The organism is Micromonospora sp. IBHARD004, from assembly GCF_052814115.1.
Map to the genome: position 1 here is coordinate 6,507,403 of NZ_CP199934.1, position 20,999 is coordinate 6,528,401.

19 protein-coding genes are annotated in these 20,999 nt (G+C 72.7%); 12 read left to right on the forward strand and 7 right to left on the reverse strand.

Annotated elements, in window-relative coordinates; genetic code table 11:
• Nucleotides 1-30: 30 nt before the first annotated feature.
• On the reverse strand, nucleotides 31-1,407 hold the full coding sequence (locus tag ACTWO6_RS31690) for a diguanylate cyclase (RefSeq protein ID WP_446217329.1): 1,377 nt from the start codon (nucleotides 1,405-1,407) through the stop codon (nucleotides 31-33).
• A 232-nt stretch (nucleotides 1,408-1,639) separates the two neighbouring features.
• Here ACTWO6_RS31690 and ACTWO6_RS31695 point away from each other — a divergent pair, with 232 nt between their 5' ends.
• The 4 genes from ACTWO6_RS31695 to ACTWO6_RS31710 all read left to right on the forward strand — a co-directional run bounded on the left by ACTWO6_RS31695 (nucleotide 1,640) and on the right by ACTWO6_RS31710 (nucleotide 4,582).
• The gene (locus ACTWO6_RS31695; RefSeq protein WP_446217330.1) at nucleotides 1,640-2,419 is read left to right on the forward strand and encodes a phosphodiesterase; all 780 of its coding nucleotides are present in this window, start codon (nucleotides 1,640-1,642) and stop codon (nucleotides 2,417-2,419) included.
• A gap of 118 nt (nucleotides 2,420-2,537) precedes the next feature.
• Complete coding sequence (locus ACTWO6_RS31700) at nucleotides 2,538-2,678, forward strand: hypothetical protein (RefSeq protein ID WP_446217331.1); 141 nt, start codon at nucleotides 2,538-2,540, stop codon at nucleotides 2,676-2,678.
• 88 nt (nucleotides 2,679-2,766) lie between these two features.
• A complete protein-coding gene (locus tag ACTWO6_RS31705) occupies nucleotides 2,767-3,279 on the forward strand; it encodes a SigE family RNA polymerase sigma factor (RefSeq protein WP_446217332.1) in 513 nt (170 codons plus the stop codon).
• Nucleotide 3,280: 1 nt separating this feature from the next.
• Nucleotides 3,281-4,582, forward strand: a complete 1,302-nt coding sequence (locus ACTWO6_RS31710) for a hypothetical protein (RefSeq protein WP_446217333.1) — start codon at nucleotides 3,281-3,283, stop codon at nucleotides 4,580-4,582.
• Between the two features lie 91 nt (nucleotides 4,583-4,673).
• Here the strand turns inward: ACTWO6_RS31710 and ACTWO6_RS31715 are convergent, their stop codons facing one another.
• The gene (locus ACTWO6_RS31715) at nucleotides 4,674-5,240 is read right to left on the reverse strand and encodes a hypothetical protein (protein WP_446217334.1); all 567 of its coding nucleotides are present in this window, start codon (nucleotides 5,238-5,240) and stop codon (nucleotides 4,674-4,676) included.
• A 414-nt stretch (nucleotides 5,241-5,654) separates the two neighbouring features.
• Between ACTWO6_RS31715 and ACTWO6_RS31720 the strand changes: the two genes are divergently transcribed.
• On the forward strand, nucleotides 5,655-6,098 hold the full coding sequence (locus ACTWO6_RS31720) for a lamin tail domain-containing protein (RefSeq protein WP_446217335.1): 444 nt from the start codon (nucleotides 5,655-5,657) through the stop codon (nucleotides 6,096-6,098).
• Nucleotides 6,099-6,195: 97 nt separating this feature from the next.
• Here ACTWO6_RS31720 and ACTWO6_RS31725 read toward each other — a convergent pair whose 3' ends face one another.
• Complete coding sequence (locus ACTWO6_RS31725; protein ID WP_446217336.1) at nucleotides 6,196-6,999, reverse strand: alpha/beta fold hydrolase; 804 nt, start codon at nucleotides 6,997-6,999, stop codon at nucleotides 6,196-6,198.
• Between the two features lie 285 nt (nucleotides 7,000-7,284).
• Here ACTWO6_RS31725 and ACTWO6_RS31730 point away from each other — a divergent pair, with 285 nt between their 5' ends.
• Complete coding sequence (locus ACTWO6_RS31730) at nucleotides 7,285-9,030, forward strand: bifunctional metallophosphatase/5'-nucleotidase (protein ID WP_446217337.1); 1,746 nt, start codon at nucleotides 7,285-7,287, stop codon at nucleotides 9,028-9,030.
• 191 nt (nucleotides 9,031-9,221) lie between these two features.
• On the opposite strand, the gene ACTWO6_RS31735 is transcribed toward ACTWO6_RS31730, so the two are convergent.
• Entirely contained in the window at nucleotides 9,222-10,511 is a 1,290-nt protein-coding gene (locus tag ACTWO6_RS31735) for an MFS transporter (protein ID WP_446217338.1), read from the reverse strand.
• 110 nt (nucleotides 10,512-10,621) lie between these two features.
• Here ACTWO6_RS31735 and ACTWO6_RS31740 point away from each other — a divergent pair, with 110 nt between their 5' ends.
• A complete protein-coding gene (locus ACTWO6_RS31740) occupies nucleotides 10,622-11,095 on the forward strand; it encodes a hypothetical protein (protein ID WP_446217339.1) in 474 nt (157 codons plus the stop codon).
• A 25-nt stretch (nucleotides 11,096-11,120) separates the two neighbouring features.
• Here ACTWO6_RS31740 and ACTWO6_RS31745 read toward each other — a convergent pair whose 3' ends face one another.
• A complete protein-coding gene (locus ACTWO6_RS31745; protein ID WP_446217340.1) occupies nucleotides 11,121-11,933 on the reverse strand; it encodes a class I SAM-dependent methyltransferase in 813 nt (270 codons plus the stop codon).
• 69 nt (nucleotides 11,934-12,002) lie between these two features.
• Complete coding sequence (locus ACTWO6_RS31750) at nucleotides 12,003-14,612, reverse strand: ATP-binding protein (RefSeq protein ID WP_446217341.1); 2,610 nt, start codon at nucleotides 14,610-14,612, stop codon at nucleotides 12,003-12,005.
• Nucleotides 14,613-15,195: 583 nt separating this feature from the next.
• Here ACTWO6_RS31750 and ACTWO6_RS31755 point away from each other — a divergent pair.
• Nucleotides 15,196-16,518 carry a hypothetical protein gene (locus tag ACTWO6_RS31755; RefSeq protein WP_446217342.1) on the forward strand — a complete coding sequence of 441 codons (1,323 nt, stop codon included), beginning with the start codon at nucleotides 15,196-15,198 and terminating at the stop codon, nucleotides 16,516-16,518.
• 317 nt (nucleotides 16,519-16,835) lie between these two features.
• Here the strand turns inward: ACTWO6_RS31755 and ACTWO6_RS31760 are convergent, their stop codons facing one another.
• Complete coding sequence (locus ACTWO6_RS31760; RefSeq protein ID WP_446217343.1) at nucleotides 16,836-17,366, reverse strand: GNAT family N-acetyltransferase; 531 nt, start codon at nucleotides 17,364-17,366, stop codon at nucleotides 16,836-16,838.
• Nucleotides 17,367-17,691: 325 nt separating this feature from the next.
• Here ACTWO6_RS31760 and ACTWO6_RS31765 point away from each other — a divergent pair, with 325 nt between their 5' ends.
• The 4 genes from ACTWO6_RS31765 (at nucleotide 17,692) to ACTWO6_RS31780 (ending at nucleotide 20,942) form a co-directional block, all read left to right on the forward strand.
• Entirely contained in the window at nucleotides 17,692-18,867 is a 1,176-nt protein-coding gene (locus tag ACTWO6_RS31765; RefSeq protein ID WP_446217344.1) for a low temperature requirement protein A, read from the forward strand.
• A gap of 180 nt (nucleotides 18,868-19,047) precedes the next feature.
• Nucleotides 19,048-20,202, forward strand: a complete 1,155-nt coding sequence (locus ACTWO6_RS31770; protein WP_446217043.1) for an IS30 family transposase — start codon at nucleotides 19,048-19,050, stop codon at nucleotides 20,200-20,202.
• A gap of 36 nt (nucleotides 20,203-20,238) precedes the next feature.
• Nucleotides 20,239-20,373 carry a helix-turn-helix domain-containing protein gene (locus tag ACTWO6_RS31775; RefSeq protein ID WP_446217345.1) on the forward strand — a complete coding sequence of 45 codons (135 nt, stop codon included), beginning with the start codon at nucleotides 20,239-20,241 and terminating at the stop codon, nucleotides 20,371-20,373.
• A gap of 116 nt (nucleotides 20,374-20,489) precedes the next feature.
• Nucleotides 20,490-20,942, forward strand: coding sequence for a hypothetical protein (locus tag ACTWO6_RS31780; RefSeq protein WP_446217346.1), 453 nt, complete (start codon nucleotides 20,490-20,492; stop codon nucleotides 20,940-20,942).
• Nucleotides 20,943-20,999: the final 57 nt, after the last annotated feature.

Consider the following 20,999-nt stretch of genomic DNA (forward strand, 5'->3'; position numbering starts at 1 on the left):
AAAGACCAGCGGCGCCCGACCCGCTCGGGGTCAGGCGGCGGCGAGGCGGACGCCGTCGCGGCCGTGGCGCTTGACCGCGTAGAGGGCCTGGTCGGCGCGGCGGAGGGTCAGCTCGGGGGATTCGCCGGCCTGGGGCAGGGCGACGCCGACGCTGATGGTGCGGCCGGTGCGCCGGGCCGCCTCGGTGAGCCGCTCGGCGATCCGGACCGCCTCCTCGGGGCGGTTCACCTCGATCACCGCGACGAACTCGTCGCCGCCGATCCGGTACAACTCGTCGCCCTGCCGCAGCGCCTCCTCCAGCGCCCGGGCCAGCCCGACCAGCAGCCGGTCGCCGGCCTGGTGGCCGTACGTGTCGTTGACGTCCTTGAAGCCGTCCACGTCGATCGCCAGCAGGGCGGTACGCCCCGGGGTGGCGGTCGCGATCCGCTTTCCGAACGGCCCGGTGTGCCGCAGCCCGGTGAGCGGGTCCGAGCTGGCCTGCTCGCGCAGTTGGGCCAGGGTGCGCAGCCGGTCCAGGCAGGTCCACGCCTGCCCGGCCAGCAGTTCCATCAGGTTGATCGTGGTCGGGTCGGGCCGGAGCAGCCGCTCGTCCGCGACCAGCAGCACCCCGCCGGTGTCCGGCGGCCCGACCGGCACCGCCACCAGGGTGCGCGCCCCCGCGCGGGCGAGCGGCAGGTAGTCGTCGGTCGGCGGGTGCCCGGCCTCGCCCAGCGTGTACGCCGCGCCGTGCCGGTGGGCCCGGACGATCAGCCGGCCGAGCGGACCGGCGCCCGCCTCGGTCAGCTCGGCGCGAATCCGCGCCTCCAGCTCACCGGGGGCGCTGGTCGGCGCGCCGAGCCGGGCGCCACGCCGGCCGGTGAGGACCAGTACGGCGGCGGAGAGGGCCGAGACGTCCCGGGCCGCGGTGATCGCGGCGGTCATCAGGTCCCAGTCGGTGGGGGCGGAGGTCATCGCGGCGGCGTGCCGGAGCAACTTCTCGCTGCGGCTCTCGGCCGGCGGTCCGCCGAGCGCCGTGATCCGGGCACCCAGCCGGGCGGCGACCCGCTCCGCGGTCCTCCGCCACGGGCCCAGCTCCACCGGGCCGCTCCACTGCAGGTCGAGCACGCCGATCGGCCGCCCCGCCGGGTCCAGCACCGGCGCGCAGACCTCGGCGGTCACGTCGGGGCGGACCGGGAGGTAGTCGGGGTCGGTCGTGACGTCCGCGACGGTGGCGGGCTGGCCGGAGGTGTACACCCGGCCGACGATGCCCGTCTTCGGCGGCACCGTGGAGAAGACCTGCCAGGCGCCGGTGGCCGCGACGCACTGCAGCCGGTCGTGGACCTGGAGCAGGATCGAGATGGTGGCCGGGGTGTGCCGGGCGAGCGCGGCGACGGTCCACTGGCACGCCTCCAGGGCGGTCGACGCCATCGGGAGGCGGACCGTGACGTCTCGGATGACTCGCTCGTGATCCACGTCGTTCCTGGTGGGAGGGCCCGGGCCGACGCCGGGGGGCGCGATCAAGGGTACCCAGCGAGCGGCGCGGCGACCTTCGCACACATGTGCTATCCACAGGCTGTGGACGCGGCCTGTGGGTACGACGGGGCCGCGCGGCGGGGGTGGTCGGCGATAGCGTGAGGGTCCCGGGCCCGAGGAGGCGTCGATGCTCATCGCCCAGCTCAGCGACCCGCACGTGACCACCGGCCCGCTCGCCGCCGAGCAGGCCGCCGGGCTGCACCGCGCTCTCGGCCGGGTGCTGGCGCTGCGACCCCGCCCGGATTGCGTGGTGATCACGGGCGACCTGGTCAACAGCGGCCGCACCGACGAGTACGTCGCGCTCCGCGAGATCATCGGCCGCTTCCCGCTGCCGGTCCACCTCGCCACCGGCAACCACGACGACCGGGAGTCGCTGCTGGACACCTTCGGCGGCACGCCCTACCTGGGCGGCGGCTTCTCGGCGTACTACCACGTCGACCACCCGGACGGGACCGTGGTGGTGCTGGACTCGCTCGTCTCCGGCGGCAGCGGTGGGCGGCTCGGCGACGACCAGCTGGCCTGGCTCGACGGGGTGCTGGCCGGCCGGCCGGAGGTGCCGGCCGTTGTGTGCCTGCACCATCCGCCGGTCGCCGTCGGCGTCCCGGCCGCCGACGCCATCCGGCTCGCCGACTCCGACGCGCTCGCCGAGGTGATCGGCCGGCACCCCCACGTCGTCCGCGTCACCGCCGGGCACCTGCACCGCCCGGTCACCGCCGCCTTCGCCGGCACGGTGCTCACCACCGCGCCGAGCACCTGGGTGCAGGCCACCCTGACGATGAGCGACGACGAGGAGATCGGCCTGGTCGCCGAGCCGACCGCGTTCCTGCTGCACCGGGTGGCGGACGGCGGCTGCGTCACGCACACCGTCCAGGTCAGCCACGCCGCCGGGCAGACCTGCTGGTTCTGAGGCGTTGGACCGGCTCTGGTACGTCGCGTACGGGTCGAACCTGCACGCCGCGCGGCTCGGTTGGTACCTGACCGGCGGGCGTCCGCCGGGCGGGCTGCGGACGTAGGTCTACCTGGGGATGCTGGCCCGCGGGCTGGCCGAGGCGCATGGCTGGGACGCCGACCGCATCACGCGCTATCTGGCCGGGCGGCCGGGAGTGGCGGGCCGGTGGGCGCCGGCGGCGCTGCGGGAGCTGGTGGCGGGCCTGCGCGCCGGGTGAACCGTCCGCTTCGGCGGCGATATGTCCGGCTGCAACCCGAGCCGGACGGCGGACCGTCATCGGTGCGGAGGTCCCGGAGAGGAGCGGCATGCGGGCCGAGGACGAGATCGAGTACGTGGAGTACGTGACCGCTCGGTTACCCGTGCTGCACCGGACCGCGTACCTGCTGTGCGGCGACGCCCACCGGGCCGACGACATCGTGCAGATCACGCTCACCAAGCTGTACCGGCACTGGCACCGGGTGTCCACCGTGGACAACACCGACGCGTACGTCCGCCAGATGCTGGTGCGGACCTACCTGGACGACCGGCGTCGGGGCTGGTGGCGGGTGCGGCTGCTGTCGGAGGCACCCGACCGCCCGGCCCCCGGCACGCCGGGCATCGAGGAGCGGGAGGCGGTCGACGACCTGCTCGCCGGCCTACCCCGCACCCAGCGGACCGTGCTGACGCTGCGGTTCGCCTGCGACCTCTCGGTGGCGGAGGTGGCGAGCCTGCTCAACTGCTCCACGGGCAACGTCAAGAGCCACACCTCGCGAGGCCTGGCGGCGCTGCGCCGCCGGCTCGACCTCGACGCCTGCACCGACAACCGAGCGGGGAGATGACATGTCCTGGGACGAAGAGCGGGCCGGCAAGGCCGTCCGCCGGGTGCTGACCCGGGCCCCCGTGCCCCCAAGCGGTGTGGACGTCGGCGCGGTGCTGCGGTCGGTGCGCCGGGCGGACCGGCGCCGGCGACGGCTTACCGTGGCGCTGGCGGCGGTGGCGGTGCTCGCCGTCGGGGGCGGCTCGGTGGTGGTGCTGGGCCGGGACGGACGCGGCCACGGCCTCGCGCCGGTCACCGGCCGGCCCTCCGCCAAGCCGACAGAGACCCGGCCCGCGCCCACCGTCGTACCGGTCACCGTCACCATGAGCGGCACGGCGGCGTCGTGCACCTTCGAGCAGTACCCGGTGCCGCAGGAGGCGTGGTTCCCGAGGGTCGTGGCCGCCGACGCCAGCGGACGGATCCTGATCGGTACCGCGGGCGTGAGCAACAAGGCGGTGGACCGGCTGCGGAGTTACCTGGTGCGGTGGGTGCGGGGTGAGCCGTCCCTCCATGAGTTGCCGAAGAGGGTTCCCTTCACGCCGATCGCGGTGAACGCGAGCGGCCTGGTGGTGGGCTGGGGAGACGCCGATGACAACAAGCCCGGTGTTCCGCGGCTCTACCAGGACGGGCAGTTGTCGGACCTGAGGCTGCCGCCTGGGTACGACGGCGGCCGCGCGCTTGCCGTCAACGACCGGGGCGACGTCCTCGGGGTCGCCTATCGCGCCACTGGTGGTGCCCCGGTCGTCTGGTCGGCTGGGTCGGACCAACCGCCGCGGGTGTTCGGGGCGCCCGGCTCGTACAACGTCCTGGGCTGGACCCGCGACGGCACGATCGTCGGCATCGAGACCGTGCAGCGCGGCGGAGCGAAGACGGATCGGAAGGTTCGCCTGTGGCGGACGGATGGCAGCATCGTGGTAATGCCTGCCCCCGCCGGTTGGGCCCCGGGCGGCCTCAGCGGCGACCAGTCGCCGTTGCGGGGTGACTGGGTGGCCGGGATCATTCCCGGTACAGGTCGTAGCGAGAAGTCGCCGCCGGCAATGTGGAACATCCGTACCGGAACGCTCTTCGTCTACCACGGCCTGGACACCCGTAACCACTTCTCCGTTGTCGCGGGCCCGGACGGGCGGCTGCTCGTGGGCGTGCCCGGTGGCGGCTGGCGGCTGGTGGAGCGGGACGGCGCGGCGCGGCCGGTGCCGCTGCCCGCCGGCTCGAATCCGGAGTACGGCCCGCAGCCGGTGCTGATCGACGACGCGGGCAGCATCCTGGGCGCGGTGCGTGCGGAGCCGCCGGGCGAAAACAGGCCGACGGTCTGGCGCTGCAGCTGATCGGAAGGGGCCGACGCGGTATGGACAAGGGGAGGCCGCCGGGCTGATCCCGGCGGCCTCCGACCTCAGCTCCGAGGGTGGGTCAGCTCCGTCAGAGGTTGGAGAGGATCCGGTTGAGCAGGGAGATCAGCCCGTTCAGGCCGCCACTCGCGCCGCCGGTGTTGTCGAGCAGGCCGGCGACCGCGCAGAGCAGGTTGCCGAGCAGGTTGCCCGGGCCCTGCTGGGCGGTGATGTCGAGCACGACCTCGTCGAGGTGTACCTGGAGGCCGAGCAGGTTGAGGTCCAGCGGGCCGAGGTCCAGGTTGAGGATGTCGCAGGTGCCGCTGACCTGGACCGGCACGGTGACCTGCTGGGTCACGGCGCCGAGCGAGGTGCCCGCGGAGTTGGTCAGGGTGCCGGTCAGTGTGCCGACCGCGGCCAACTGCCCGTTCTGGTTGACGAACCGGGTCGGAGTGAAGGTGCCGGCGAAGGTGCCGGCCCCACCCAGCGCGTCCGTGAAGCTACCGGTGACCGGGGTGCTCACCGTGGACGCGGCCGGCGCGACGGTGGGAGCCTGCTGGGTGACCGGGGCGGCCTGAGCCACGCCGGTGCCACCGAGGACCAACCCCGTGGCGGCGGTCAGGGCGACGAAGGCGGTACGGAACCTTGCTGCGCGCATGAATTCTTCCTTCCGTTGGATTGCCCTTGCGCCAATCCGGTACCCGTGGCGATCGCCCCAAACCGCAGAGAATTTCTCACTTCTGATCCTTATCGGACGCTGCGCCCCGACCCGGAGCAGGTGCCACGACCGGCCGACCGTCCGGCGCCGCCGCTGAACGGGTCGGGCGGTGGACCGGCCGGCCCGGCTTCCGTCCCGGCCAGCCGGAGGTCGGCAGCCGATCGCCGGACGCATGATCATCACTCCGGACTCCCCGACTCCGCCCGCCGGATGTATTTGCCGCTGAGAAGGTTGTTCAGGGCAAACATTTCCGGAGGGCATCGCTAGCGTCGGTCCCCCGTGGACAGCACGGGACTTTCGCGCCGGCACCCGTCCGCCGGCCACCAGCAAGTGGGGGATCGTGTGAAGAAGAGGTTGATCGGTTTCACGGCCGCGCTCGCCGTCGCGGTCGGCGGCTCGCTGGCCGTGGCCGGGCCCGCCCAGGCCGCCACCCCGGCCATCGAGATCACCAAGGTCTACTACAACTCGCCCGGCAGCGACACCGGCTCCAACCCCAGCCTCAACACCGAGTACGTCCGGCTGACCAACCGGCGCAGCACTACCTACAACCTGAAGTACTGGACGCTGCGCGACAAGGCCAGCCACGTCTACAAGTTCAGCAGCGACTTCCGCCTCGCCCCCGGCGCGAGTGTCTACATCCACACCGGCAAGGGCACCAACACCTCGACCCACCGGTACTGGGGCTCCGGCGCGTACATCTGGAACAACACCGGCGACGCGGCGTACATCCGCAACTCCGCCGGCACCCAGATCGACTCCTGCTCCTGGGGCAGCAGCGGCAGCTACACCTCCTGCTGACCCACCTGGCCGCGGCGCCGGTTCCCCGTCCCTGGGAGCCGGCGCCGCGCTCGTGACCCCCCGAACGATCCGACGCTCTGCGGGGAGCCGTGACCGTTCAGCGGAGCAGGTCGGCGTGGAGTGCGGGGGCGAGCTCCTCCGGCGGGACCTCGTGGAAACCGCCGGGCAGGCTCCGGTGGGTCGCGCCGGGGATCGTGTCGGCCGTCGCGGCGGCGGCGTCGCGCAGCCACCGCGGGCTGCCGGTGCTGTCGACGACGACGGTGGGCGCGGCGATCGTCGCCAGCCGGGCGGCGGGCAGTGCGCCGTCACCGGTCACCGTGGTGTCGTAGGCGAGGGTGTGCGCCAGGCCCTCCATCCAGTACCACTCCGGCATCCCGCGCATCCCGGCGACGGCCCCGGCGGGCACCCCCACCGCGTCGGTCAGGAACAGCTCGACCGCGTCGCCCCGGCGGTCCGCGGAGACCAGCTCGGTGAGCCGCTCCGACAGGTCCGTTTTCGGGCCGCCCTCCGGCCCGACCCGGAACGGCGGCTCGAAGAGGGCCAGCCCGGCGATCGGCAGCCCCTCGGCGGCCGCGTACGCGGCGAGGATCGCGCCGGAGGAGAGGCCGTAGACGTACGCCGTGCCGCCGGCCGCCTCGATCAGCGCCGCCACGTCCTCGATCTCGCGCTGCACCGCGTACGGCGCGGTGTCGCCGCTGCCGCCCCGGCCCCGGCGGTCGTAGCCGTACGTCGTGAAGTCGGTGGCCAGCGCGGTGGCCAGCGCCCGGGTGGTCGACCGGTCGTTGAAGGCACCGCCGATCAGGATGATCGGCGGCCCCTCGCCGGCGGTCTCGTAGGCGATCGCGGTGCCGTCGGCGGATTTGGCCGAGCCCACCGTCCAGGTCGTCCCGTCGGGAGTCATGGTTACTTTCTAGTCGAGCCCCCCGACAGCGGGCGGCCCTGAAGGAATTCACCTGCCGGTCATGTCGGACTCGTCGGGCAGACCGGTGCAGGTCGCCGTCCGGATCCACGGTTCTGTTGTGCTGCCCCGGTCGACCGATCGCGTGTCGGATGGCAAGCTTGCCCCGGCGGGGCGGCATCCCCCGATCGCCGTCACCCGCCATCGATCCCCTGTCACGGCACGGATCAGGGTCGCCGGGCGAACCATCGTCCGGACCGTCACGCGCCGATTCTCACGAGGAGTTCCATGTCCGTCCCCGGGATGCGCCGGGCCGCCGTCGGCCTGGTCGCGCTCGCCGCGACCGCGCTCGGCACGGTCGCCGTCAACCCCAACCAGGCCGAGGCCGGTCCCAAGCCGGTCGACGTCAAGCTGCTCGCCATCAACGACTTCCACGGCAACCTGGAGCCGCCGACCGGCTCCAGCGGCACCATCGCCGGGCAGCCGGCCGGTGGCGCGGAGTACCTGGCGACCCAGCTCGCCAAGCTGCGCGGCACCACCGAGGAGGAGCAGGAGCGCACCATCACGGTCGCCGCCGGTGACCTGATCGGCGCCTCCCCGCTGCTCTCCGCGGCCTTCCACGACGAGCCGACCATCGAGTCGCTGACCATGGCCGGGCTGGACCTCGCCAGCGTCGGCAACCACGAGTTCGACGAGGGCTCCGCCGAGCTGCTGCGGATGCAGAACGGTGGCTGCCACCCGGTCGACGGCTGCGCCGACGGCACCCCGTTCGCGGGCGCCGGCTTCCAGTACCTCTCCGCCAACGCGTTCACCACCGCGACCGGGCAGCCGCTGCTGCCGCCGTACGCGGTCAAAAAGGTCGACGGCGTCAAGGTCGGCTTCATCGGGATGACCCTGGAGGGCACCCCGGAGATCGTCAGCCAGCAGGGCGTCGCCGGGCTCACCTTCGCCGACGAGGCGGAGACGGCCAACAAGTACGCCCGCATCCTGCGCGCCCAGGGCGTGGAGAGCATCGTCGTGCTGCTGCACGAGGGCGGCGTCCAGACCACCGGCTCCGACATCAACGGCTGCGCCGGCTTCAGCGGACCTATCGTGGACATCGCCAACCAGATGGACCCGTCGATCGACGCGATCGTCAGCGGGCACACCCACCAGGCGTACAACTGCGAGATCAACGGCAAGCTGGTGACCAGCGCCAGCTCCTTCGGCCGCCTGGTCACCGACATCGACCTGCAGATCGACCGGAAGACCGGTGACGTGCTCACCGCCAGCGCGGAGAACGTCGTGGTCACCCGGACCGTCGCCAAGGACCCGGCGCAGACCGACCTGATCGGCCGGTACAAGACCGCCCTCGGCCCGGTCGCCATCAAGCAGGTCGGCGCGACCACCGAGCCGATCATCCGGGCCCCGGAGGTCCTGATCGGGACCGCCCCGTGCGACTACAAGGTGGTGAAGGGGTCCTGCGGTGAGTCGCCGCTGGGCAACCTGATCGCCGATGCGCAGCTCGCCGCCACCGACGACGAGCAGGGCGCGGTCGCCGCGTTCATGAACCCCGGCGGCGTCCGGGCCGACCTGGACGCCGGCCCGGTCACGTACGAGGAGGCGTTCACGGTCCAGCCGTTCACCAACAACCTGGTGACCCTGGACCTGACCGGCGCGCAGCTCTACTGCCTGCTGGAGCAGCAGTTCGTCGCTGGCCCGGTGCTCCTCCCGTCGTCGACGGTCCGCTACGTCGTGGATCTGAACGGCACCACCGGTCCGGCCACCGACCCGTGCGCCGGCAGCCGAATCGTCCGCGGCAGCCTGACCATCGGCGGCACCGCCGTCAGCGCCGACGCGACCTACCGCGTCACGGTGAACAACTTCCTGTCGGGCGGCGGTGACGGGTTCACCGTCCTCAAGGGCGGCACCAACCTGGTCACCGGCATGATCGACCTGGACGCCTTCGTGGCGTACCTGACCGAGAAGTCGCCGGTCTCCGCGCCGACGCTGGACCGGATCCGCACCACGGCCGAGGTCCCGGCCGCCGCCTGACGGCAGACCTCACCGCATCGGGCCCCGGAGCATCCGCTCCGGGGCCCGTTCGCATTCCCGCCACCCGCTCTGCCCGTGCGATTCTGCTTCAAGATCAACCAACGTCCGGGAAGTTGCTGCTTCCAGGTGCCGCCGATACACCACTTTCCCGAAGTCGCGGCCCACCGGCCCACGTCTCCGCCGGCCGGTCGTCAGCGGGCGGCGGGTTGCGGGTCCCGGGCGGGGACCGGGGCCGGAGTGAGGCGGCCGTCCTGGGCCGGGGTCAGCAGCCGGCGCAGCGACAGGGCCAGCGCCGAGGCGGTCAGGCAGCCGGCCACCACGACCACCACCCAGATCTTCCCGTCGGCCGCGCCGATCAGCGGGCCGGCCGTGACCGGGCCGATGATCCCGCTGACCCCGAAGATCATCGAACTCATCGCGTTGTACCGGCCGCGCAGCTCGTCGGTGGCGAGCGCGTTGGTCAGCGCGGGCATCACCGGCGACAGCATCGTCTCGCCGAAGCCGAAGATCGCCGCGCAGGCCACCACGCCGAGCGCGGCGACCAGCGCGTTCCCCGTACCGATCAGGCCGGCGGCGCCGAGCACCAGCCAGGCGGTCGCGAAGACCGCGCCGACCGCGGCGAGCCCGCCGGTCCGGCTGCGCCCCTCCATCCGGCGGATCACCAGCAGTTGGGAGAGCACGATCATCACGGTGTTGCCGGCCAACGCCCAGGCCACCACCCGCGGCGTCACCTCGGCCACCCGGACCGAGTACGCGGTGAAGCCCACCTCGATCTGCGCGTACCCGCAGGTGGTGAGGACCAGGCCGAAGATGACCAGGCGGCGGAACGGTCGGTCCCGCAGCACGGTCAGATAGCCCCCGGTCGACGGCCGGTCCCCGGCGCTCGAGGCGGCGGCGAGCCGGCGGCCGACGTGCGGCAGGGTCAGCAGGATCAGCCCCGGCATCAGGTAGCTCAGCGCGTCCAGCAGGTAGATGGCCTGGAAGGTGATCGGCCGGGCGGTGTCCACGACCGCGCCGGAGATCAGGCCACCCACCCCGATGCCGAGGTTGAGCAGGGCGAACTGGAGGCCGAAGACGCGCTGCCGCTCGCCGTCGTCGGTCAGCGAGGCGAGGATGGTGGTCTGCCCGGACCAGAGCGCCGAGCCGCCCACCGCGATCAGCGTGGCGACCACGAACGCCGACGCGGTCGAGTCGACCAGGGCGAGCGAGCCGGTGCCCACGGCCTCCACCACCAGGCAGGGCAGCACCACCCGGCGGGCCCCGAACCGGTCGATCAGCGTGCCGCCCACCGGCGACAGGGCCAGGGTCACCGCGCCGAACCAGCCGATCACCAGACCGGCCCGGGTGTCGGTCAGCCCGCGCACGTCGGTGAGGTAGATGAAGAGGAACGGCAGGGTCAGGCCGCGCCCGACGGCCGAGAGCAGAGTGCCGAGCAGGATCCGACGAGCTTCCGGGCGGGCAGGTAGGGCGCGGCGCAGCATGCCTGGATTCTGTGCGGTGGGTACGACGCCCCGCGAGCCGTTTATCGGCGGCCACGCGTACCGGCGGGCCGCCGGGTGAGCAACCACACCCGGTCTGGGATGCTGGGCCGGTGACCGTCACCTGGCGACACCTGCCCGCCCCGGCCCGCGAGATCGCGGTCGCCGCCACCGACGCGGTCGCCGCCGCCCGGGCCCGGGACGCCGGGGCGTACGAGCCGGCGGTCGACCGGCTCACCGGCACCGACCGGGCCGGTCTGGTGCTCGGCGGGGTGGTCCGGCTACTGCTGGAGGAGACCCACCCGGACGGGTTGGACGGCGACGACGTACGACAGGTGCTGGAACGCTGCGTGCGGGACGTGGCGGCGTGGCGGCCCGACGTGGACCCGCACGTGCTGCTGATCCTGCTGGCCAGCGCCCTAGGCGTCTACGACCCGGGCGACGACGACACCCCGCCGGACCCGGCGGCGATCGCCCGGCACGCCCCACTTCTCGTCGCCGACCTGCTGGCGGCCACCGGCCGGCCGTTGGAGGGCTACCTGACCACCGCGTTCGCCGAGGTGGCGCGCACCGAGCTGCACGACTGAGCCGCCGTCGCGGGGCGGCCAGGCGTCACGCCCGGGTCGCCACCACCTCCAGGTACTCCGCCGGGATGCGGACGGTGCCGTCGGTGGAGCGGTCGTACCGGCGGGCCAGCCCGACCAGATCGGCGTGCAGCGCCGGCCGTCGCGACTCGTCGAGCGCCTCGAACGCCTTCAGCGTCGGCCCGTAGTTGACCCGGAAGAAGTCGGCGAACTCCTCCGGCGCGGTGAAGCGGAAGACGAAGGTCCGCCGGGTGGCCCGCACGTCGCGCAGCGTCGCGCCGAAGAGCTCGGCCAGCCGCTCCTCGCGGCCCCACTCGACCGGCCCGCGCAGCCCTGCGGGCGGCGGGACGTGCCGGCCGACCGTGCGGAACAGGTCGCCGATGAAGCCCTCCGGCGTCCAGGCGGCCAGCGCCACCGTGCCGCCGGGCCGGCAGACCCGGACCAGCTCGGCGGCGGCGCGCTCCTGGTCCGGCGCGAACATCACCCCGACGCAGGAAAGCACCGCGTCGAACGAGGCGTCCGGGTAGGCCAGCCGCTCGGCGTCACCGGTCGCGAAGGTCACCGGCAGCCGCTCCGCCGCGGCCCGCGCGTGGGCGCGTTCCAGCAGCTCCGGTACGTAGTCGACGCCGGTCACCCGGCAGCCGCAGCGGGCCGCCGCGATCGCCGCGTTGCCGGTGCCGGTCGCCACGTCCAGGACGGTCACGCCGGCGGCGAGGTCGGCGGCCTCGACGAGCAGCTCGGAGACGAGGTGGATGTGGGCGGCGACCGCGCCGTAGTCGCCGCTGGCCCAGGTCTGCTGTTGCCGCGCCTTGACGGCGGCCAGGTCGATCGTGCTGGTCATGGCAGTACCTTCCGGTCGGTTGCCGGTGACGCTAGGGCTGCGGCGGCGGCCGGACATGGGGAGAACCACCTATGTTGGCGGCACCAGCCCCTGCCGGCGCGCGACTGCGGCGGCCTGCCCCCGGTTGGGCACGGCCAGCTTGCCGAGGACCGCGGAGACGTGGTGCCCGACCGTGCGCGCCGACAGCGACAGCCGCGCGGCGATCTCGGCGTCGCTGAGCCCGTCGGCGACCAGCGCCAGCACCTCCAGCTGCCGGGCGGTCAGCCCGGGCGGGTTGGCGGCCGTCGCCGGTCGCGGGCCGCGCGGCACCCGGGCCAGGCCGCGCCCGCGCAGCTCGGCCCGGAGCCGGCGGGCCGTCCGGACCGCGCCCAGGGCGTCCAGGAGCCGCAGCGCCTCGCCCGCCGCCTCCGCGTCCCCGCAGGCCAGGGCCTCCGCCCGGCGGTACGGGCAGCCGAGGCGCCGCCACTCGTCGGCCGCGCCGGCCCAGTCGCCGTCGAGCAGCCGCCGGTACGGCGACGCGGCCACCTCCGGCGCCGACGCCAGCTCCCCGGCCCGCCACCGCCAGTACGCCAGCTCCCCGGCCGACCACGGTTGTCCCGCCGCGACGGCCAGCTCGTAGCCGCGCCGGGCCTCGGCGGCGGCCCGCTCCGGCTCGCCGTCGAGCCAGTGGTGCTCGGCGAGGGCCGCCGCCGCCGGGCCGACGAACTGGAGTTCGCCCGTGCCGTACGCCCACCCGGCCACCCTGGTCAGCTCGTCCGCCGCCGCCGGATGGCCGTACCGGGAGCGGAGCAGGCCGCGGACGAGCAGCGCCGGCACCAGGCTGCCGCCGGGCTGCCCGGAGCCGGCGACGGCGCTCTCGGCGTCGGCCAGCGCGCCGGTCCAGTCGCCCCGGAGCAGCCGCAGCCGGGCCCGGTAGCCGAGCAGGTGGCGGGCGTACCCGTCGAGGTCCCGCCCGGTGGTGAACTCCAGCGCGCGGTCCAGCCGGGCGCCGGCCGCGTCGAGGTCGTACCGCTCGACGGACATGGTGGCCAGGTTGACCAGGGCCCGCGCGGCGTGGTCGTCGAGCCCGTCGAGCGCGGCCCGGACGTGCGCCTGTTCCAGCAGCTCGACGCCGTCCGGATCGCCGCGCTGCAGCCGCGCCGAGCCGACGTTGACCAGCGCGTGCGCCTCGGTGTCCCGATCCCCGATGCGGGCCGCCAGCGCGAGCGCCCGGCCGCCCCAGTCGATCGCCTCCTCGTCCCGGTCGGCCAGCATCAGCAGCTGCGCCATCCCGCTGTACGCCATGGCCAGCTCCCGGCCGGGCGGCGCCGACTCCAGCACCTCGACCGCCCGGGTGGCCGCCGCGCGGGCGGCCACGCTGTCGCCGGTCCACCAGCAGAGCCGGGACAGCCAGCGCAGGTTCTCGCCGATCGGGACGGCGTCGCCGTCGGCCTCGCGTAGCGCGAGCGCCTGCCGTCGGGCGGCGAGGGCCTCCGTGCCCAGCCCGGCGAGGTAGGCGGCGGACGAGTACGCCTCCAGCAGCTCCGCCCGGTGCGCCGCCGGGAGTCCGGCCGCGCGCGGCAGGGCCACCGCGTAGTGGGCGACGGCCTGCCGGTGCGCGCCGACCGCCGCGGCCCGGCGCGCGGCCAGCGGCGCCCACCGGAGCACGGCCGTCGCGTCGTCGGCGTGGTGCGCGTGGTGCACCAGCCGGGCGACGTCCACGTCGGACCGGTCGGCGAGCCGGGCCAGCACCGCCGCGTGCAGGGCCGCGCGGCGTACCGGGGAGAGGCCGTCGCGGACCGCCCGGCGGAGCAGTTCGTGGCGGAACCGCACGGCGTCCTCCGCCGGCACCAGCAGCCCGCCGGCCAGGCACTCCTCGACGGCCGCCGCCGGCTCCCCGGCGAGCAGCTGCGACTCGGTCCGGGACGGCACCACCGACACCAGCCGGGCCACCTCCCGCGCGGCCGGGCTGAGCGCGGCGAGCCGGGCGGCCACCAGGTCGCGTACGGTCGGCGGGACGTCCGTCCCGGCGGCGGCCAGCACCTCGGTGACCAGCAGCGGGTTGCCCCCGGTGGCCTGGTAGAGGCCGGCGGGGGAGCGACCGGCCCGGCGGGCCAGTTCCGCGACGGCGGCGGTGGAGAGCGGGGGCAGCGGCAGCCGGCGCACCAGCGCGCGGGGCAGCCCGGCGAGCACCGCGTGCAGGGGGTGCTCCGGACCCACCTCGTCGTCGCGGTAGGTGAGCACCAGCAGGGCGCGGCAGCCGGCCAGCCGGCGGCCGAGGAACGCGGTCAGGTCGAGGGTGGCCTCGTCCGCCCAGTGCGCGTCCTCGATCACCAGCACCGGTCGGCGGCGTTGCCGGGGGCCGGCCAGCTCGTCGAGGAGGGCGTCGAAGAGCGCGCCCCGGCGTTCGCCCTCCCGCCCGTCGCCAGCCCGGCTGTCGGCGAGCCGCTCGGCGAGCGCGCCGCCGACCTGCCGGCCGATGTCGTGCAGCGGGCCGAGGACGCGCGGGGTGAGCAGCGGGTCGCAGCCGCCCTGGAGCACCCGGGCCCGGGCCCCGGCCGCCGCCGTGAACGCGTTGACCAGGGCGGACTTGCCGGCGCCCGCCTCGCCGGCGACGAGCGCGATGCGGCCACCGGCGGCACTGGCCGTCAGCAGCTCGTCCAGCGCGTCGAGTGGGCCGGCCCGCTCCAGCAACTCCATCGCCGCCGATGCTAGTCACGGCGGGCGGCGGGAAACTCGTCCTGACGTCGAGCCGACTGATCAGCGCCGGTCAGGAGAGGTAGCGGATCATGGCGTCGCCGTGGCGGGCCGCGAGGGCGAAGTGCCCGACCAGCCCGTCGCAGATTCCCCGCAGCTTCGCCACGTCCTCCCGCGACCAGGGTCCCAGATACGCCGACCGGAGCGCCTCCTCGTCGTACGGACCCTCGGGTCACCCGCGGCGCGGATTCGCCGGTTCGCACCGGCCGGCTGAAGACCGCCGGCCACGTCACCTCCGTGCCGGAGTAGCCCCCGACAGGTCGCGCTGGGCGGAGGGTGTGCCCGGCGACGGCGGGATCACCGGGCCGGCCCCGAAAGGGGATTGTGGAGCGTAAGGCCGGCGGGCAGAATTCGACCGCCATGGCTGGCCCCGCCGTTCGGCGGGCGTTCGCCGACGAGCCGTCCCGAGGGGACGGTGCCGTCTCCGGCAGCACCCTCGTCCGACCGGTCCGAGGGTCGGCCTCTCCCCGCACGGCGGTGACCACTCGCCCCGGCGGGGCCCATCCATTCCACGGGGAGGAATTCAATGCGGAGATTCGTGTCCGCGGTGGCGATCGCGGTGGGCGTCGCCGCCGGCGGTCTCGCGCCGACGGCGGCGCAGGCGGCGTCCGCCGCGCCGGCGGTGCTCTGGGCGAGCAGCGTCGAGGAGGAGCTGGGCCGGATCCAGGTCGGCGTGAGCGCCGACGCCGGGGTGGCCAGCATCAAGATCCACGTCATCTCGCCGGCGACCGAGGAGGAGGTCGCGGTCGTCGACTCGTTCCACCTGGTCAACGGCACCGAGCAGTACGGCTGGTGGCAGTCGGACGACGCGGTGATCCTGCCCGAGCTCGGCGCCTACCGGCTGGACTCGGAGATCACCGACGCCGACGGCGTGCACGTCGAGCAGCGGTCGGTCGGCTTCCTGGCGTACATGGTGAAGATGTTCTTCAAGGACCTCAAGGTCACCCGGACCGTGTCGTACGACAAGCGGCAGGTCACCGCCTCCGGTCGGCTGATGGGCCGGTGGCCCGGCACCGGCGACGTCAAGCCGGTCGAGAACTTCCCGATCGAGTTCGTCACCTGGTACGGCAACCCGGTCGACGGGGTCTCCGGGAAGGTCGGCCACTTCGAGCTGACCACGGAGGTCCAGTACGCCGACGAGGCCGGCTACCTCACCACGCTCTGGGACGACTCGCGGCGCTTCCACCTCCAGGCGTACGCCGACACCCAGGCCCCGGAGGTCCGGCTGGCGGACACCCGGATCACCGCGGACCTCGACCGCGACACCATCATCAACGGTGAGCAGGTCACTCTCACCGGCGAGTTGAGCTGGAAGACGCCGCAGGAGTGGCGGCCGATGCCCGACGCGCCGGTCTACGTCTCGTACTGCGACACCCGCGACTACTGCATGCTGCTGGGCGCCACCAGCACGGACGGGCAGGGGCGGTACCAGGTCACGGTCAGCCCGTTCTGGGGTGGAACGCTGCGGGTCTCCACCTACAACCCGGACCCGTTCGTCACCACGGTCACCCACGTGGACAAGCAGGTGGTCGTGCTGGACCGCACCCAGTTCACCGACTTCTTCGGCGAGCGGAACGCGGACGGCGCGGTGTGGCTGCACGGGCACCTGCAGTTCCTGAACAACTCCACGCCCGGACAGATGTCGGTCGACATCCAGTTCTCCAAGGACGGCACCGGCGGCTGGCACACGGTCAGCTCGTTCGACATCTCGTACAACCCGACGAACCCGGAGGGGGTCTCGTTCGAGGCGCTGCTCGACGAGCCCGGTCCCGGCTACTGGCGGGCGACGTACGCGGGCACCGCGACCTCCTTCCAGAGCGCGGTGAGCGCGGTGGTCTTCGTCGGCTAGACCCGCTGATCCCGCAGAGCAGGCCCGGGCTTTTCGCCCGGGCCTCCTCTCTGCGTGCCGGCCGTGCAACAGATCGCCCCGCCCGGGCGTCCCGGGTTGGTTACGACGCGGCCGACCTGGCGCAGGAGGCGTTGGCGCGGCTGGGCTCGGCCTGGCCGTGGGTGCGTCGGGAGCGGCTGATGCCCGACGGGCCGGAGCGGCCGGGTCGACGCGGAGGCGCAGCTCTGGCCGCTGCTGGCGGGTCTGCCCATGCGGCACGGACGTACGCAGTCAGTGCAATGCAATTGGCGCCGCTCGGAACGTGGACGCGGTAACGGTCAGGCGGGCGGCAGGGATGTACTCACCACCTGGTACATGGCCATGTCCTGCCACTCACCCGCGATGTTGAGGTACGCCGGCGCCACGCCGAAGTGCACGAACCCGTTGCGTTCCAGCACCCGCTGCGACCCGCTGTTGTGCAACAGGGTCTCAGCCTGAACCCGGTGCAGCCGCAACTCATCGAAAGCCACCCGCACGATTTCGCGCACGGCTGCGGTGGCGAAGCCGCGACCATTGTCAGCGGCGCCCACCCAGTAGCCCAGACTGCACGACTGGAAGGAGGCACGCACGATGCCGTTGAGCGTGATACGGCCAACCACGCGGCCAGAGTCGTCGAGGATGACGTGCGGGAGCTTCGCGCCCTGCTTGTACTGCTCGAGATCGTCTCGGATGACGGCGCGCTGGCCTTCCACCGTGAAGTAGTCCTCACGCCGGATCGGCTCCCACGGAGCGAGGAAGTCACGGTTGACGCGGAGCAGCTTCGCCAGGATCGGCGGGTCGTCGAGAGTGACAAGTCGGGTGGCGCTCACCCGTCCATGATCCCAGGCACGGGTGCCTCAGCCTTCGCCAGGGTGGAGAACGCGAGCCTGAAGCACCCCATCATCGTCCAGCCGGAAGTGTCACCTGGGTGACACTCCGCCGCCTGTAGCACCGGCCGGAGGCCTGGGCCACGGTCGACGACCTGATCCGCGCGGGCGGCGACGGATGGAAGGAACTCACCGACCCCTATCGCTGCCCGGCGGGTAAACGGAGCCGCTCGAACCCGGGCCACCGCAGCACATTCGAAGGTGACGACGCTGCCGTGTGGTACGAACTACCGAAAAGATAGCAGAAACGGCAGAAACGGGCGAGCGGATGACGAGTGGGGCAGCGGCGCTGCTGCGGCGACCCGAGGAACCACGAGCGACGTTCCTGGAACTGTTCTTCGACCTGGTGTTCGTCTTCGCGCTCGCGCGGCTCTCGCAGGGGCTGCTGGAGCACCTGAGCTGGAGCGACGCCTTCCAGACGCTGGTGTTGCTGCTCGCCCTGTGGTCGGTTTGGGCCCATACGGCGGGGCTCACGGACAGGTTGGACCCGCAGCAACCGCTGATACAGCTGCTGGTGATCGCGACCATGTTCGGCACCCTGCTGATGGCCGCCGCGACGCCGGACGCATTCCGCGAGCAGGGCCTGGTATTCGCAGGCTTGTACGTCGCCACCCAGATCGGTCAAGGCGCCGGCGCCGTGCTCCTGCTGCGGGGCCACGAGGCGCGGGGCGCCTTCGTGCGGCCACTCTTCTGGTCCTGCGTGTCCGCGGTTCCGTGGATCGCGGGTGCTGTCGCGCACGACACGGCGCGCGGGGTGCTGTGGACGCTGGCGGTGGCCATGGAGTACGGGGGACTCGCATTCGGCTTTCCCACACCGCGGCTGGGTCGCGCGCGTGCAGCCGAGTTCGCAATCTCCGCCCCACATCTGGCCGAGCGCTACCGGCAGCTCTTCATCATCGCGCTCGGCGAGCTCATCCTGGTCACCGGGCTGGCCTTCAGCCGCGGCAGGTTCGAGCCTGACCGGATAGCCGCGGTCGTGGTCGCGTTCGCCACCACGGCGCTGCTGTGGCGGATCTACATCCACCGCGCCGGGGGCCTGCTGGCAGAGGCCATCGCAGCCGCCCCCGACCCATTCCGCGCGGTCATCCCGGCGACATACGCCCACCTGCTCATGGTCGCCGGCATCGTCGCCATCGCCGTCAGCGACGAACTTGTCATCGAGCACCCGCTCGGACACACACCACCGGCCTGGATCACCGTCATCCTCGGCGGACCCGCGCTGTTCCTCGCCGGACGGGGCATGTTCGAGTACACGGTGTTCGGCCGGATCTCCCGCTCCCGGCCGATCGGGGTCCTCGTACTCGCCGCCATATCGCCGGCGGCGTACTTCCTGCCGCCGCTGCTGGTCGCCATCGCACCTGCCCTCGTCCTGGCCGGAATCGCCATATCCGACGCAGCCCGTGCCCGAGGACGCCCACCCGAGCCGCCCTCACCACCTGGCTAGCCGGAAAGTGTCACCCACGTCCCGAGACTGTTCTTTCATGGACGTCCTGAGACTCGAGAACCACACTCCGACCCACTCCGACACTGTCAGGTCTCAGAACCTGCATGACACGGCGGGTTCAACCGGTCAGTGCAACGGGCTCGACGAGTCGATGAGAATGCGTCGATTCGATCGAGGGAGATGTTGATGACCGCCCATCTGACGATGGAGCAACGACAGCTGGCCCGACGGCTGAGCGCTAAGGGCCTGTCGTTGAGGGAGATCGGCCGCCAGGTCGGCTGCTCCCATGAGATCGTCCGAACCGTCGTACGCCGCGAATCGAAACGCCCTGTGCGATCCGACTCTTGGCAGCCGGGGCCCGGGCGGCTCACCCTCGCCGACCGGGAGGAGATCAGTCTCGGCCTTCGTGGCGGCGAATCGTTCACGTCGATCGCCGCCCGGCTCGGCAAGGCCACCTCGACGGTCTCACGCGAAGTGGCTGGTAACGGCGGCCGGGATGACTACCGCGCATGGCGGGCTCACCAGCGAGCTCGAGCGCGGGCCCGACGCCCGAAGACGCCGAAGCTGGCCTGTGCGAGGCTGGCCGGGAAGGTGACCGAGTGGCTGCGGGCCTGGTGGTCACCGCAGGAGATCTCGCGGCGCTTGCCAATCGAGTTCCCCGGCGATCCCCTGATGCGGGTGAGCCACGAAACCATCTATCAGGCGCTGTTCGTGCAGGGCCGCGGTGAGCTACGCCGAGAGCTGGCCCGCTGCCTGCGCACCGGCCGAGTCAAGCGCCGCGCCCGCCAGCGGCCCGAGAACACCGGCCGGATCCCGAACATGGTCATGATCAGCGAACGCCCCGCCGAGGCCGACGATCGTGCGGTGCCCGGCCACTGGGAGGGCGATCTGATCCTCGGCAAAGACAGCAAGTCCGCGGTGGGCACCCTCGTGGAGCGAAGCACCAGATTCCTGCTGTTGCTGCACCTACCCCAAGGCCGCACCGCCCACAGCGTCGAGCAGGCGATGCGGCAGGCCGTCGCCACCCTGCCCGACGAGCTGGTTCGCACCATCACCTGGGATCAAGGCAAGGAGATGTCCCAGCACGCCCAATTCACCGCAGCCACCGGCATCCAGGTCTACTTCTGCGACCCCCACAAGCCCTGGCAGCGCGGATCGAACGAGAACACCAACGGCCTGCTCCGCCAGTACATGCCCAAGGGAACCGACCTATCGCTCCACACCGCCGACGACCTCGCTCGTTTCGCCCGTAGCCTCAACACCCGCCCCCGCAAGACCCTCGGCTTCATGACACCATCCGAGAAGCTCGCCGAGCTACTTGCGCACACCCCTTGAACCCGCCCACTCTGCCGAGTGTTGGTGGAGATCAGCATGACGGAGCAGCGGTATCAAGCCGCGTTAGATGTGCGTTGCCGGTCGACGGTGACGGATGTCGCGGCCCGGTTCGGTGTCTCCCGGCAGCCGGTGTACCGCTGGCTGGGCTGGTATCGACCGAGAATTGAGTAACTGTCCGAACTGGACAGCGCACGGTCGGCTGCGTTGTGTCGCGATCCGGCAACATCCCGGTGCGGCGACGGAACGGGGCAGACACCCATGTCCGGCGCTCCGTAGGCTGCCCCGCCGTGACCAGCGTGAACAACATCAATGACTGGCGCCTGAAGTTTTCCATATTGGTCGGCCTGCTGGCCCTCGCGGTGATCGGCCTGCTCGGCGCCCGCGACCTGGTACCCGCGTGGCAGGCCAAGGGCGGCACCGGAACCGCCGGCGTCTTCACCGCCGAGCGCGAGGAGTGCCGTAAGCGGGCATGCAACTTCTATGGCTCGTGGAAGGCGTCCGACGGCTCCGCGACGCGTCCCAACGTGATCCTTTACGACGACCCGGACGGCCTGCAGGTGGGCGGCACCACCGAGGCGATCGACTCGGGTCATAGCAAGGGGGTCTTCGCAAGCGCGGGCGGTTCGACCTACCTCACGATCACCGGCTTTACCTTGGCCGGGGCGGCGGCGGCGATCGGCTTCGTGTTCTTCCTCATCAGCACCATCCGCACGCTGCGCCGGCGTCCGGTAGCCGCGTAGGCAATAAGATCGTCTAACCGGAAGTGTTGCGCGGGTCCCAGAACCGGTTGACGTTGC